General features: G+C 32.6%; 9 protein-coding genes, 2 tRNA genes and 2 rRNA genes (2 of these 13 cut by a window edge). 7 read left to right on the forward strand and 6 right to left on the reverse strand.

All coding sequences use genetic code 11. From position 1 onward, the window contains the following. A protein-coding gene (locus KM029_RS12295; RefSeq protein WP_240050296.1) for a DUF4301 family protein crosses the window boundary here: on the reverse strand, window positions 1-574 show its 5' end (the start). The gene continues 1,001 nt to the left of window position 1, outside the view; only the first 574 of its 1,575 coding nucleotides appear in the window; it begins with the start codon at window positions 572-574; the stop codon falls past the left edge of the window. Window positions 575-790: 216 nt separating this feature from the next. Here KM029_RS12295 and KM029_RS12300 point away from each other — a divergent pair, with 216 nt between their 5' ends. From KM029_RS12300 to KM029_RS12310, 3 genes are read left to right on the forward strand one after another with little or no spacing between them, the layout of a single operon-like run. Next, the gene (locus KM029_RS12300; protein WP_144073558.1) at window positions 791-3,763 is read left to right on the forward strand and encodes a tetratricopeptide repeat protein; all 2,973 of its coding nucleotides are present in this window, start codon (window positions 791-793) and stop codon (window positions 3,761-3,763) included. Window positions 3,764-3,775: 12 nt separating this feature from the next. Then, window positions 3,776-4,480, forward strand: coding sequence for an ABC transporter ATP-binding protein (locus KM029_RS12305; RefSeq protein ID WP_144073559.1), 705 nt, complete (start codon window positions 3,776-3,778; stop codon window positions 4,478-4,480). A 6-nt stretch (window positions 4,481-4,486) separates the two neighbouring features. Further along, window positions 4,487-5,038, forward strand: a complete 552-nt coding sequence (locus tag KM029_RS12310; RefSeq protein WP_144073560.1) for a cob(I)yrinic acid a,c-diamide adenosyltransferase — start codon at window positions 4,487-4,489, stop codon at window positions 5,036-5,038. Between the two features lie 35 nt (window positions 5,039-5,073). Here KM029_RS12310 and KM029_RS12315 read toward each other — a convergent pair whose 3' ends face one another. Beyond that, complete coding sequence (locus KM029_RS12315) at window positions 5,074-6,165, reverse strand: glycoside hydrolase family 73 protein (protein WP_144073561.1); 1,092 nt, start codon at window positions 6,163-6,165, stop codon at window positions 5,074-5,076. A gap of 130 nt (window positions 6,166-6,295) precedes the next feature. On the opposite strand from KM029_RS12315, the gene KM029_RS12320 reads away from it, so the two are divergent. Then, entirely contained in the window at window positions 6,296-6,502 is a 207-nt protein-coding gene (locus tag KM029_RS12320; protein WP_144073562.1) for a hypothetical protein, read from the forward strand. Between the two features lie 56 nt (window positions 6,503-6,558). Here KM029_RS12320 and ahcY read toward each other — a convergent pair whose 3' ends face one another. Continuing rightward, on the reverse strand, window positions 6,559-7,869 hold the full coding sequence (gene ahcY / locus KM029_RS12325) for an adenosylhomocysteinase (RefSeq protein ID WP_144073563.1): 1,311 nt from the start codon (window positions 7,867-7,869) through the stop codon (window positions 6,559-6,561). Between the two features lie 340 nt (window positions 7,870-8,209). Between ahcY and KM029_RS12330 the strand changes: the two genes are divergently transcribed. The 3 genes from KM029_RS12330 to KM029_RS12340 all read left to right on the forward strand — a co-directional run bounded on the left by KM029_RS12330 (window position 8,210) and on the right by KM029_RS12340 (window position 11,263). After that, a complete protein-coding gene (locus KM029_RS12330) occupies window positions 8,210-10,984 on the forward strand; it encodes a serine hydrolase (RefSeq protein ID WP_158631043.1) in 2,775 nt (924 codons plus the stop codon). Window positions 10,985-11,090: 106 nt separating this feature from the next. Beyond that, window positions 11,091-11,164, forward strand: a tRNA-Arg gene (locus KM029_RS12335). Between the two features lie 25 nt (window positions 11,165-11,189). Beyond that, window positions 11,190-11,263: transfer RNA gene (locus KM029_RS12340), tRNA-Arg, on the forward strand. 109 nt (window positions 11,264-11,372) lie between these two features. Here the strand turns inward: KM029_RS12340 and KM029_RS12345 are convergent. The 3 genes from KM029_RS12345 to KM029_RS12355 all read right to left on the reverse strand — a co-directional run. Next, entirely contained in the window at window positions 11,373-12,752 is a 1,380-nt protein-coding gene (locus KM029_RS12345) for an alanine/glycine:cation symporter family protein (protein ID WP_144073565.1), read from the reverse strand. Window positions 12,753-12,972: 220 nt separating this feature from the next. Then, window positions 12,973-13,084: ribosomal RNA gene (rrf, locus tag KM029_RS12350) — 5S ribosomal RNA — on the reverse strand. 123 nt (window positions 13,085-13,207) lie between these two features. Further along, window positions 13,208-15,000 (reverse strand): 23S ribosomal RNA (locus KM029_RS12355) (it continues 1,084 nt past the right edge of the window).

The raw sequence follows: 15,000 nt of genomic DNA on the forward strand, positions 1-15,000 counted from the left end.
TACGAACTTCACCATTGTATTTATGGAATCCGATTAAACCTTTAGGCCTATTTGCTAGATGTAATCTATCACTTGAGAACGTTGCTTCTAAAATGCTTTTATATTCTTTATTAGCGACAAGTACATCTAAATTTCCTAATTTCTGAGCTACCTCAGAGTAAATTTCTGTGTATAATGGAAAATGAATGATATTATTAAAAAAGTCTGCAACTAGACCTTTACTTTTCTCAAGGTCGGGTTCTGCAAAAGTATCTTTAGCCTCTAAATCATTCTTAAATTCGAGTAAAGCCTTAAACATACGTGTTGCTGCACCTGATGCAGGAACAAATTTAACTAAAGAATTTCCTTTAATTGACTCATCGTATTTATCAACAAAATCATTTATTTCTTCATCAGATAATTTAATTATTCCATCTCCAATTGTAGCAGGTCTTATAATATTGGCATATTCAAATCCTTTCTTGAAGTAGTTTAATTGTTTTTCTACAGTTTCAATATTGATTCCTTTACGTTCCATTAACGCAATATCCTCTGGTAAAAACTTTGTTGTTATTGACATTTCTATTGTTTCCAAGGTTATATATTTTTGAAATTAATAATGTTAGTACAAGTATAGCACAGCATTTACATCTGCAAATCGTTTTATCGTTAGTATAAAACTTAGTGTTTACAAATATGGTAAAAAACTAATAAAAAGCGAAACCGATTGCAGTGCTTAACTTATTTTACTCTTCTAAATAGTAACATTTTGATTTATTTGTATTTTTGAGGATAACTAAAAAACAAATAAATGGAAAACCATTCATTGAATAAGGAGAGGATAGTAAAATACACAAGTATAACTGCTTTAATATCAAATATATTAATACTCTTAACATTAAAAATAGAAGGATTATCCGAACGTCTTGGATGGGGAATTAATGGATATGTAGATACCATAAAAACTCCACTTTTTGATTTCGAAAAGTGGCAAACGATATTTTCTATACAAGTAGATTCATTTTTAGTATTCGAAAATTACGTTGGTAATAACATTATATTCCCTACAGAAATTTATACGCTTTATGGTCTTGCCTTGTTAATTGGATTTTCTATCTTTTTAGGAAGTATAAGTGGACTTACAAGAATATGGCATGCAGTTTTATTTGGAATATTTGCATTATTAATTGGAACATTACACTTAGAAAACTTTCAAATTTTATCATCAATTCATGATAAAGCATTTACTGGAGTAGTTTTATTAATCTATATAATTGTAAGCTATTTCTTCCATATAAAAAATGAAATCAATTTCACTTACAGGTTTTTGTGTTATTTAATTATTGGAGGGATTATTAGTCTTATTGTTTCATTTTTCGGTAACACAGAATATTGGATTGCTGAGAGTGTTAGTTACAGTTTTGGTAGTCTAACCATATTAAGTTTAATGTTTCTTGTATTTATTTCTACTGCAATACCTTTTGGAATACTTTTCTTAACTAGTTTCAAGAATACAGGAGGAAGCAATGGAGATAGCATAAAACATTTTTATGTTTTTTATATTATCTATTCTTTAAATTTAGTTTATGCTTATTTAGTAGAATTCCATTCTATAAATTGGGATTTATATTATCTACCTCCTTCTATACTTTTTGTAATTGCTACAATTGTTGGTTTGTATATCATAAAACAACAAGAAGATCTATTTAACATTGCAATTAGAGAATCTCAAATTATTTATTGGGTCTACCTTGGAGGAAGTATTATCGCAACTGCTACTTACTGTTTTCATCTTGCCATATTTGATACATCATTTACACATGTAATGGATCAATCTATACTTATATTATTTATAGGTTTTGGTTTTGTATCAGTAATTTATATCTCTTATAATTTTTACGATGTATTAAAAAAGAATTTACCCGCATATAAAGTTGCTTTCAAGCCTCAAAATATTGATTTTTTATCTACTTGGGGTGTTGGCTTATTATTATCAATAGGCCTCTTTTACATAAACAATTTCAACGTTTATAGAAATTCTTGGGTAGCGTACTATAATGGATTAGGAGATGTTGAACTTTTACAAGACAACGCTTATTTAGCCGAAGAAAGATATAATTTTTCTAACATGTATAATAGTTGGAATTTTAAGGGTAATTATATGCTAGGAAGTATTGCTGAACAAAATAAAAAGTACTCAACTGCATTTCTTAGATTTGATAAGTCTTCTAAAGAAACTTCTTCTTCTCAAGCTTTTATTAAAGCTGCTCAATTACAAATTAATGATAAGAATTTACTCGAAGCAATTCTTATTCTTCAGAAAGGGCTTCAAAAATTCCCAAGTGATAAAGAAATTTATAATAACCTTGCTTTGTCATTTTATGAAATAAACGAAATAGATAGTGCTCTATATTATTTAGATAAGGGACAAAAAATATCTGGTGAAGAAAGTAATATTTTATCAAGTAATTTTTTAGGTATTGCAACACTATCAAAAACAGACATTACAGAATTAGAAGGACATTTAAATGAATTAACTAGTTCTACTAAAGTAAGTGAAGCAGTAAATCAATTAGCATATTTAAATTCTAATACTGTTGGAGGAAATAAACATTTTATTCCTGAATATTTAAACGATTCAATCTTAAATGGAGACCAAGTAAGCTATATCTATAATTATACTATCAATACCACATTTAGAAATGAAAACAACGATATTGATAAATATATTTCTAAATATTTAAATAATTATGACAACTCAGAATACAAGCAACAGCTGTTATTTGCCTCCGCTCTAAATAATTTAAATTCAAAAAAATTCTATTCTAGCTGGAGTAACTTCGATGAATTATCAAATAAATATGGACAAACAAATGGATATTATGATTTCTTATTAGGTCTCAATGCATTTCAAAACAATAAGTTTGAATTAGCATATGAACATCTCAATACAGCCTTCAAAACTGGACAAACAAGTGCAATTTATCCGCTTGCTCTTGTTGCTAGTCAGTTAAAATCAAAAGAGGAAGGAAAGAAAATATGGGAAAATGTATTTAAATTAAATATGATTGAAAATCCATCTGTCATCAAATACTATTTAGATAATGATAAAATTAGAGATTTCACAGCAGCAGACTATGTAAACTATATTGTATTCAATCACAAGAGTAAGTCAGTACAGGATCTTTTTCAGCATATATTAAAAATATCCTCCGAAGAAAATCAAATTGAATTATTGGAACTTCTTTTACAAAATTATATTTCCAATAAGGAAACAGATAAAGCTATTGCATTGGTAAAAGAAATAGAAACTTCTTTTACAATAAATAATGAGCTTGCATCCTTAATATTAAACACAACCTATTTATTGGACCTGCCTTCTCTAAACAATGATGACCTTTTGAAAGTTTTAGATATAAATTCTGCTGAAGGAAAATTATATAATGATATATATAAAAATACAAATTTCTTAAAAATGGATGATATCGAATCTCTTTTTTGGAATGATGCTTTTGGTAAATTTTATAGCAATAAATTAATAATAGAAGAAAAAACAGAAGAGGCTTATCAATTAGTAAGTGATTTATTAAAAGTAAATCCTTATTCTGAAATTGCAACAGCAAATTATATCAGAGTTTGTTTTAAACTAGGGTTAAAAGATTATGCAGAATCGAGTAGATTAGATGCTGAATATTTATTAGCATCTTCTGCTTCAAATAGAATAAATGAGTTATATTCAAGATTGAAAATTGAATATCAAAAAGAAATATCAACTTGGGAATAAACTAACAAATCCATGTCAAATAAAGTGATCACTACAGAAGGTATATCAAGAATATACCAAATGGGAACAGAAGTAATAAAAGCTCTAAAACACATAAGTATCTCTATTGATAGAGGAGAATATGTTGCATTTATGGGGCCTTCTGGTTCTGGAAAATCTACACTGATGAACATAATTGGTTGTTTAGATACACCAAGTGAAGGTCAATATTGGTTAAATAACCAAGATGTAAGTGATATGACAGAAAATGAATTGGCTGTTGTTAGAAATAAAGAAATTGGATTTGTATTCCAATCTTTCAATTTGTTACCAAGATCTACAATTCTTGATAATGTAGCCTTACCACTTGTGTATGCAGGTATAGGAAAAGAAGAAAGATTAGAACGAGCTCAAAAATCTTTAGATGCTGTTGGTTTAGGGACTAGAGTTTCTCATAAACCAAATGAACTTTCTGGAGGTCAGAGACAAAGAGTTGCCATTGCAAGAGCATTAGTAAATAACCCAAGTATTATTTTAGCAGATGAACCTACAGGTGCATTAGATACTAAAACCTCTTACGAGATTATGGATATCTTTAATAAGCTACACGAAAATGGGAATACCATTATTATGGTTACTCATGAAGAAGATATTGCAAATTATGCACATAGAATTATTCGATTAAGAGACGGTCTTGTTGAACGAGATGAACAAAACATGGATATCACAAAAATTTAATGTGAGATGAAAGTATATACAAAAACAGGCGATAAAGGAGAAACATCTCTTTTTGGAGGTAAAAGAGTATCTAAAACTCATAACCGTATTGAAGCCTATGGCACTATAGATGAACTTAATTCTTACATAGGTCTAGTACGAGATCAATCTGTAAATAATAAACGGTCTGATATTTTAAAAGAAATACAAGACCGTTTATTTACAATTGGAGCAGAACTAGCTGCCGACCCTGATAAACCTCATCTAAAAAAACCCGATATCACTGAACAAGATATTGAATTACTAGAACAGGCCATTGACCAGATGGACAGAGAACTTTCTCCTTTAAAGTATTTTATTCTTCCTGGCGGACATACTGCTGTTTCTTTTGCTCATTTAGCAAGAACAGTATGTCGAAGAGCTGAACGATTAGCAATTGGATTGATTGATGAAGGAGAAAACATTGACTTTATAGTAATTAGGTATCTAAATAGACTCTCTGATTACCTATTTGTAATCTCTAGAAAAATGGCCAAGGAATTAGGTGTTGATGAAAATTACTGGGTTCCGAGAAAATAGTTTTCAAAACGATATAATTAATGAGGGGTATGAATTTAGTAATCTAAAAGGTCTAAATGATACCTCTTTATTATTTTCCTTAATAACTCTCCATACAATGGTGATGTAGCATAACCAACACCTCCATATTTTGTAGATCCAATCATATTTGCCCAAGCAATATAATCTCTACCTTGTGTAAATAAAGGAGCATATCTTTTTTGTTTATTTAGAAATAATGAATGTGCTCTAAAAGATTCCCATGGAGATTTATATTCAGCAAAAGAATCTCTCACTGTACATTTATATAACACCCTATTGCCTTTCTTTACTTTTTTTGATGATACAACAATTGCTTTATTTCTTTTATACTCTTCTTTTGTATAATACTCTGTAGTTGTAATTGGAACTGTTCTTTTTGATTTATCTTTTACTCCAAAATAATTATTCCCAATAACTCTTTTACCATATCCAGTTTCTAATGCTGCTTGAGCAAGTGTTATTGATGCTGGCACATGATATCTAGCCTGCTCCATTAATGCTGTTTCAATTTTTTTCAATGGTACAGATGATGTAAAAAAAGAATATACATGAGGAGGCGCATTCATTTGATCTAGTATAAATTCCTGAAATAACCCTCCTATTTTTTGATTAAGAAGTAATAACTGATCGTCTTCCAGCTGATCTACTCTAGTTGTTTTGTTATTAATTAGAAACTCAGTAACAATCAATTGTCTTTCTATTTGAAATCGATCTATATACGAAGAAACATTATTTAATTTTTCTTCTCTATAACTTGATAAATGATTAACTGATTTTACTGGCACAACTGCTGTTTGAATAACATCAGGATTTTCAATCTCAATTCCAAAATCTTCAATAAACTCATCTAAAGTTGGTTCTTGACCATTGTAATTTACAGCTATTGGTGCCTGAACGTAAATGATTTTTTCTGAAGGACCTGAAAAAAACTGAGTCATTAAAACAAACAACAACAAAACAATTATTGTAATTGCTAGTTTTGGATTAATAATAAAGGAGTAGATATTTCCTTTGTACCTCATATATACACTACTTGGAAATTTTACTCCAATCGAAAGGTTTGTACCTGTTACTGATAACTCTGAAGAATTTTTTAGAAAATACATAACATCTAAACTTTACCTTTGTAGAATAATTAAATAAAAACTGACAAACTATCTTACTGGATTGTTTGTAAAACAAATTTAGTTTAAAATTTAAACATTGTCAATATTTTAAACATTTATATTCAAAAATATGTCTATAAGTAAGAATACGATGCGTGTTGGTCGTACATATCAATTAGTAAATTATGGTGAAGTGTTTAAATTTAAAACACTTTCTATAGATAATAATGATGATTTTTTAATCAAAACCTTAGATACATTAGAAATTTGTAAACTAAGTGAGTTATATGAATTTGGAAAAGGTAAAGATTTTAAGATTGATGAAATTGATGAATAAAAAAATAGGCTAGCTCAAATAAATGAACTAGCCTATTTATATAAATCAGTTACTGATTAGTAACGATAATGTTCTACCTTGAATGGACCATTAACATCAACACCAATATAATTTGCTTGATCTTCTGATAATGTTTCTAATTCCACACCAATTTTTGCTAAATGAAGTCTTGCAACCTTCTCATCTAAATGTTTAGGAAGCATATACACTTTATTTTCATAAGCACCAGTATTTGTCCAAAGTTCTAATTGAGCTAATGTTTGATTAGCAAAAGAATTAGACATAACAAATGATGGGTGACCAGTAGCACAACCTAAGTTCACTAAACGACCTTCAGCTAAGATAATTACATCATTACCAGAAGCTACAGTATATTTATCAACTTGAGGTTTGATATTTACTTTTGAAGAACCATAGTTTTTATTTAACCATGCCATATCAATTTCATTATCAAAGTGACCGATATTACAAACAATTGCTTTGTCTTTCACTTTTTCGAAATGACGACCAACAACAATATCTTTGTTACCTGTAGTAGTTACTACAATATCTGCTTCTAAGATAGCATCATCCATCTTTTTCACTTCATAACCATCCATTGCAGCTTGTAAAGCACAAATTGGATCAATTTCAGTAACAATAACACGAGCTCCAGCACCACTTAAAGAAGCAGCAGAACCTTTACCAACATCACCGTAACCAGCCACAACTGCAACTTTACCTGCAATCATAACATCTGTAGCACGACGAATACCGTCAACTAAAGATTCACGACAACCGTATTTGTTGTCAAATTTAGATTTAGTTACTGAATCATTAATATTAATTGCAGGAATTGGAAGAGTACCATTTTTCTCACGATCATGTAATCTTAAAACACCTGTTGTTGTTTCTTCAGATAATCCTTTGATACCAGCTACTAACTCTGGGTATTTATCAAATACCATGTTAGTTAAATCACCACCATCATCAAGAATCATATTTAAAGGTTTTCCACCCTCAAAACCGTGTAAAGTTTGCTCAATACACCAGTCGAATTCTTCGTCTGTTAGACCTTTCCATGCATAAACAGGAACTCCTGCTGCTGCAATTGCTGCTGCTGCTTGATCTTGTGTAGAGAAGATGTTACATGATGACCAAGTAACTTCTGCACCTAATTCTACAAGAGTTTCAATAAGAACAGCAGTTTGAATTGTCATATGAAGACAACCTGCAATTCTAGCACCTTTTAAAGGTTTAGAAGCTCCAAATTCCTCTCTAAGAGACATTAAACCAGGCATTTCTGCTTCAGCAAGTTCAATTTCTTTTCTCCCCCAGTCCGCTAAAGAAATATCTTTAACTTTATACTTAACTGTTGTACTTTCCACTTTGTAAAATTTTTTAATGAGTTTGAGTTTGCAAATTTAATATAAATTTATGGATTAAACTGCAACACATTGAAATACTAAAACTATAACACAAAATGAATAGCAAATTGTTTAAAAAATTGGGTATTATTTGTATCTATTAATATTTAAAAGAAATAATCTGACTGAAAATAAAAACAATTTGAATCTAATCATTTAAATTTCGGTAATAAACCATTTTATAACACAATCAATTTGAGTGATTGAGGATTATTTAATCGTGGCATAATGTGTGTAATTAGATCAACTGATGTACTTTAAAAAAAATATATTTTCAACTTTTATATTAATCACTTTCTGGGTGTCTTCAATTTCGACTAAAACTGTTGCATCTGATTTTGATGTTGATAGTCTTTTTTCAAAATTAACCTTAGAGCAAAGAATTGGACAAATTATCTTTGCCATTCCTCAAAAGAATGATAGTGAGTTGAAGGCTTTAGGTAGAGAGAATAAATTGGGCGGAGTTATCTTCTCTCAAAATTGCTCCAAAAACTCATTTACATATTTTTCAAATCTAAATAAGCTACCTAATAAAGTACCAGTACTAATTGGCTCTACTTCACAAAAAAGTATCAACTGTTTAGATCCAAATTTTTCATTACTTCCAGATAATTACAATCTAAGTGCAATTAATAGTAATATTTTTACTTTCAGTATTTATCAAGAAATTGGTAAAATAAATAACAAACTAAATTTAGATATTTATTTTTCGAATAGCCTTTCAATTAAAAAAGATAAAGGTAAATATGGTTATGGATTTGGTGACGATGTCATTAATGTTTTGAAAAATAATCATGCATCTATTAAAGGACTTCATCAAAATAATATTTTAACAGGAACTACATTATCATATGATTTTGATTATAAAATTATTGATGATAATGTAAAAAATATACTTTCACAGCTTGTTAAAGATAATATTGATATACTTAAAGCTTCTAGAGAAGACTTCGAGACACCAATTTTCAGAAAAGAATTTACAGATCACCTAAAGGATTCATTAAGTTATAATGGTCTTATTGCTTCTGGTGATCTTGCTTTAGGTGTTAATGCCTCTTTAACTGTTGATAATGTAATTCATGCTTTACAAAATGGACATGATGTTATTGCTTTATCAGCTTATTATAATGAAGTAATTAAAGGTATTGTATTAGGAATTAAAAAAGGTAAGGTTGATACAACATTGATTAACAAGAATGTTAGAAAAGTTCTTGAATTAAAAGCTAAAAAGAAATCTTATATTACTAATTATACACCTAAAGAAGATCTTAAAGCAATAAAAGCAGATACCTACGAAAAGTCTGTAACAGTACTAAATAATACTGATTCAATAATCCCCTTACCCTCTTTAAACAAAACATCTTATCAATTGGTAAGTATTGGACTAAAAGGACATGAAGATAATTTTGGAAACACATTAAAAATGTTTGTAGACTATGATTACCATAGAATTGAACAACCAAGCTTTTCAACAAGTCAAGTCAATTTATTATTTGAATCATGTAAAGAAAAAGATATTGTAATCGTAAATATTGTATGCCATCAAGAATCTTCAAAACATCGGTATGGAGTTAGTTATGCAACTGAGCAATTTATTGAACAGCTTCAACATAAAACTAAAGTAATTGTTGTTCTTCATGGTGCTCCTGATGGATTGAGATATCTTGATAAAAGTCAGAATATAATTATTAATTATTCTACAGATGAATATGCTCAAGAAGCATCTGCTCAAGTAATTGCAGGAAGTATTTCTGGGAATGGAAAACTTCCTATTACTATTACACCAAATTTCACAGTAAATAAAGGAGAAAAAACAGAAAGCGTTGGTCGTTTAGGCTATGGACAACCAAACCAAGTAGGAATAGATGGTAATAAACTAAATTACCTTATTGATAGTATTGCAAATCATGCAATTAATATTGAAGCTACTCCTGGATGCCAAATTGTTGTAGCAAAAAATGGAAAGATAGTTTTTGAAAAATCATATGGCTATTTTACTTATGAAAAAGAAACTCCTGTTACTAATCAAACTGTTTATGATATTGCCTCTGTAACTAAAGTTGCTGCCACAACACAAGCACTTATGATGCTAGATTATCAAGACTCTATTAATGTAAATAATTCGCTTGATCATTATATAACAAATACAGATACAACTAATAAAGGTGATATTAAATTAATTCAGTTTCTTACACATACTGCACCATTAAAAGGAGGGTATTATTTCTGGGGACATGTTTATGATAGAGAAAAAAAAGAATATAATTCTACTTACATTAGCCCCTACAAAAAGAAAGGTTTTACGGTGGAAGTAACCCCTGATTTATATGCATCAGATACGATTAAAAATGCAATGTGGGACTGGTTACTTGCTTCTCCAATTTCTACTAGAAGACGTTATACAAAATCAGTATATAGATATTGGTATAGTGATTTAGGATATTATTTTTTACAAAGAGTTGTTGAGAAAGAAACACATACTACAATTGATAAGTATTTAGCTAAGAATTTGTATGAACCTTTAGGAACTAGAACATTAGGATATTTACCCTTAAAAAAAATCAATATTAATAGAATCCCCCCTACTGAAATGGATATTAACTATCGCCAATGTTTAATAAAAGGAATAGTTCATGATCCATCTGCTGATTTAATGGGAGGAGTTGCTGGACATGCAGGTGTATTTTCTAACGCTCATGATTTAGCTATATTAATGCAAATGAACCTTCAAAAAGGTACCTATGGGCAACACCAATTTTTTGATGAAACCACATTAAATAACTTCAATAGACAACCATATACACGATTCAAAAACCGTAGAGCTTTGGGTTGGGATAAACCTCCATTAAAAGGAGATGAAGGTAACACTTCACCTCTTGCTCCAAAATCAACTTTTGGACATACTGGTTTTACTGGTACTTGTGCATGGGTTGATCCAACAAATAGTATTGTTTATATTTTTCTTTCTAATAGAGTTTATCCTACAGCAAGAAATAATAAACTTGCTAAGGAAAACATTAGAGAAGGTATTCAATCTGCTATATACCAAGCAATGGGAGAAGAATTACCTCAATAATTATATGATATTGACTTTTATTATTGATTTATGATGAAATAAATTTGTTTCGTAGTAATTTTCATCATACTTTTGCATCGCTTTAAAGGAAAAAGCATATCTAAATGGCTTCGTAGCTCAACTGAATAGAGCATCACATTACGGCTGTGAAGGTTCCAAGTTTGAATCTTGGCGAGGTCACTAACTTTTTCCTGTAAAGCCAAATGGCTTCGTAGCTCAACTGAATAGAGCATCACATTACGGCTGTGAAGGTTCCAAGTTTGAATCTTGGCGAGGTCACTAAAAGGTTGAAATTTAAATATTTCAACCTTTTTTTATGTTTAAAAATGAAAAGGGTCCTACTCAAATTATACTTGAATAGGACCCTTTTTCATTTTATTAAAACTTTCTATTTTTTATCTATCAAATCCATTCTATGGAAATAATCTACAGCTGCTTCTCTAACCTTTGGTGCTAATAATAGTGCTCCAATCATTGTTGGAATTGCCATTGTTGCATAAACACCATCAATTAAATTAATAATTGCTTCTAATTTGATTACAGATCCTACTACAATTAGTATTACATAATAATAATTGAAGTAATGCTTTTTATCTGCACCTATTAAATAACCTAAACATTTTGTGCCATAATATGAAAATGAGAATAATGTTGTTAATGCAAAAAACAGTACACAAACAGAAAGAATAATTGGTCCCATTGTAGGATAAACAGCAGAAAAAGCTTGAGTTGTTAACATAACTCCTTGAACATTTACCGCATTAGGATCATAAACACCAGATGCCATAATTGCTAAAGCCGTCATTGTACAAACTACTATTGTATCTATAAATGGCCCAATCATGGCTACTAAGCCTTCTCTAACTGGTTCATCCGTTTTTGCTGCACCATGCATCATTGGCGCAGTACCAATCCCTGCTTCGTTTGAAAATGCTGCTCTTTTAGCTCCAATAATTATTACAGCTCCAAAAGCTCCACCAGCAACAGACTCAAAATTAAAAGCCTCAGTAAATATACTTGAGATGATAGAAGGTAATTTGTCAATATTTAAACCAATAATACCAAGTACAGCAACAACATAAATAACTACCATTACTGGTACTAATTTACCCGCTACTTTCCCAATTCTTTCAATACCTCCAAATATTACTATCGAAACTACAATCATAATAACTACCCCGATAATAAAATTAATCATTGTGGTATCAGCTGTTACAGGGATTACATCTTTTAAAACGACAGTTCTTATTACTTCAGTCAGTTGATTTGCTTGAAACATAGGTGTTACCCCCAATAAACCTGCAGCAGCAAAAAATACAGCTAAAGGTTTCCATTTTTTTCCAAGTCCTTCTTCTATATAATACATAGGTCCACCTTCTGCATGACCATGAGAGTCATGACCTCTGTACATCACAGCTAAGGTACATGTAAAAAACTTTGTTGCCATACCTAGTAAAGCACTCATCCACATCCAAAATAAAGCTCCTGGTCCACCCATTACTAAAGCTACAGCAACGCCGCTAATATTTCCCATACCAACAGTTGCTGCAATTGCTCCTGATAGTGCTTCATAATGGTCTATATCACCTTCTGCTGCATTATCATCGTACTTACCTCTCAATACATCTATTGCATGTTTTAGGTATCTAAAAGGTAAGAACCTCGAATAAATCATGAAAAATAAACCTCCTCCTAAGAGTAAGATTAGAAGTGGTGTTCCCCATGCAAAAGCACTAAAACTTGCACAGAAATTTTCAAACATTTCCATATAGTAATTTTATTTAATTAGTATTATAATGGTTAGAAAGTAAATGAAAGCTATTACTTAATGTAATAACTTAATTATATCATCTTAATACAATAAAATTATTAAGTATTAAGACAGAACCCTATTATAGAATTCTAGTTCTATAGTCGAATTATAAAAATTTGAACACAAAAAAAGGTTAGTCAACATCATGTGTTAACTAACCTTCTATATATAATGAATGTGGCGTCGACCTACTCTCCCGGGGGTTAACCCAGTACCATCAGCACTGTGGGGCTTAACTGCTCTGTTCGGAATGGAAAGAGGTGAACACCCACGTCATTGACACCATCAATATCTTAATGTCTTTGATTATCGAATCTAATCACTAATGCAAAATAACTAATATAAATCAGTTATTTGACAGTGAAAAGGAAAAACTTTGCTAGCACTCTATTACTAGAGTGCTAACCGTAAAAGAAAAGCTATTGGGCGATTAGTACTTCTCAGCTGAATGTATCTCTACACGTACACTTGAAGCCTATCAACGTCATCATCTATAACAACCCTTATATGGAAATCTCATCTCGAGGTGGGTTTCGCGCTTAGATGCTTTCAGCGCTTATCCGCTCCACACATAGGTACCCGGCGATGCTCCTGGCGGAACAACCGGTACGCCAGAGGTGTGTCCAACTCGGTCCTCTCGTACTAAAGTCAGAGCCTCTCAAATTTCCTACGCCCGCAACAGATAGAGACCGAACTGTCTCACGACGTTCTGAACCCAGCTCGCGTGCCACTTTAATGGGCGAACAGCCCAACCCTTGGGACCTTCTCCAGCCCCAGGACGTGACGAGCCGACATCGAGGTGCCAAACCTCCCCGTCGATATGAGCTCTTGGGGGAGATCAGCCTGTTATCCCCAGAGTACCTTTTATCCTTTGAGCGATGGCCCTTCCATGCGGTACCACCGGATCACTATGTCCCACTTTCGTGCCTGTTCGAAATGTCTCTCTCGCAGTCAGGCTCCCTTATGCCATTGCGCTCTTCCGACGATTGCCGACCGTCGTGAGGGAACCTTGGAAAGCCTCCGTTACTCTTTTGGAGGCGACCACCCCAGTCAAACTACCCACCAAACAATGTCCGAGTATACACTCGTTAGACCGTCAAACAGGAAAGGGCGGTATTTCAACAATGACTCCAAAATGCCTGGCGACACTCCTTCATAGTCTCCCGCCTATCCTACACATTCCTGGCCAACGGCCAACGTTAAGTTGCAGTAAAGGTTCATGGGGTCTTTTCGTCCCGTTGCGGGTAAGCGGCATCTTCACCGCTACTTCAATTTCACCGAGCTCATGGCCGAGACAGCGTCCAGATCGTTGCACCATTCGTGCAGGTCGGAACTTACCCGACAAGGAATTTCGCTACCTTAGGACCGTTATAGTTACGGCCGCCGTTTACTGGGGCTTCAATTCAGAGCTTCGTCCTAAAACTAACTCCCCCTCTTAACCTTCCAGCACCGGGCAGGTGTCAGGCTATATACTGAATCTTTCGAGTTCGCATAGCCATGTGTTTTTGTTAAACAGTCGCCTGGACTTCTTCGCTGCGGCCTCTTACAAAGTAAGTAGGCGCCCCTTCTCCCGAAGTTACGGGGCTAATTTGCCTAGTTCCTTAGCCATGAATCACTCGAGCGCCTCGGATTACTCATCCTAACCACCTGTGTCGGTTTGGGGTACGGGATCCAATAATATAATCTTAGAAGGTTTTCTCGGAAGCGTTTCGTATCGTTATCACATTGACCGTAGTCGCTATGTACTGTCTAGTTTCCCCAAGGACTACGCATTTAACTATAGTCCCTATAGGTACACTATTCAACGTGCTATTCCGTCAGCACGCAGATACTGCATCACTCCGTCACTCCATCAGTATTATCGGATGCTCAGGAATTTTGACCTGATATCCATCGAGTATGCCCTTCGGCAATCCCCTTAGGTCCCGGCTAACCCTGGGACGATTAGCGTCGCCCAGGAAACCTTGGTCTATCGGCGGGCAGGTTTCTCACCTGCCTTATCGTTACTTATGCCTACATTTGCTTTTCTAACAAGTCCACAACACATCACCATGCTGCTTCAACCCTGTCAGAATGCTCCCCTACCACTCGTGCTTACGCACAAATCCATGTCTTCGGTGGATAATTTATGCCCGATCATTATCGATGCTCTGTCGCTCGACCAGTGAGCTGTTACGCACTCTTTGAATGAATAGCTGCTTCC

Origin of the sequence: Flammeovirga kamogawensis, from assembly GCF_018736065.1 — a bacterium.
Lineage (GTDB): Bacteria > Bacteroidota > Bacteroidia > Cytophagales > Flammeovirgaceae > Flammeovirga > Flammeovirga kamogawensis.

Bases quoted from the DNA above. Each gene is read 5' to 3' on its own strand.
- KM029_RS12300 (WP_144073558.1), top strand. From the start codon at position 791: ATGGAAAACCATTCATTGAATAAGGAGAGGATAGTAAAATACACAAGT.
- KM029_RS12305 (WP_144073559.1), top strand. From the start codon at position 3,776: ATGTCAAATAAAGTGATCACTACAGAAGGTATATCAAGAATATACCAA.
- KM029_RS12310 (WP_144073560.1), top strand. From the start codon at position 4,487: ATGAAAGTATATACAAAAACAGGCGATAAAGGAGAAACATCTCTTTTT.
- KM029_RS12315 (WP_144073561.1), bottom strand. From the start codon at position 6,165: ATGTATTTTCTAAAAAATTCTTCAGAGTTATCAGTAACAGGTACAAAC.
- KM029_RS12320 (WP_144073562.1), top strand. From the start codon at position 6,296: ATGTCTATAAGTAAGAATACGATGCGTGTTGGTCGTACATATCAATTA.
- KM029_RS12345 (WP_144073565.1), bottom strand. From the start codon at position 12,752: ATGGAAATGTTTGAAAATTTCTGTGCAAGTTTTAGTGCTTTTGCATGG.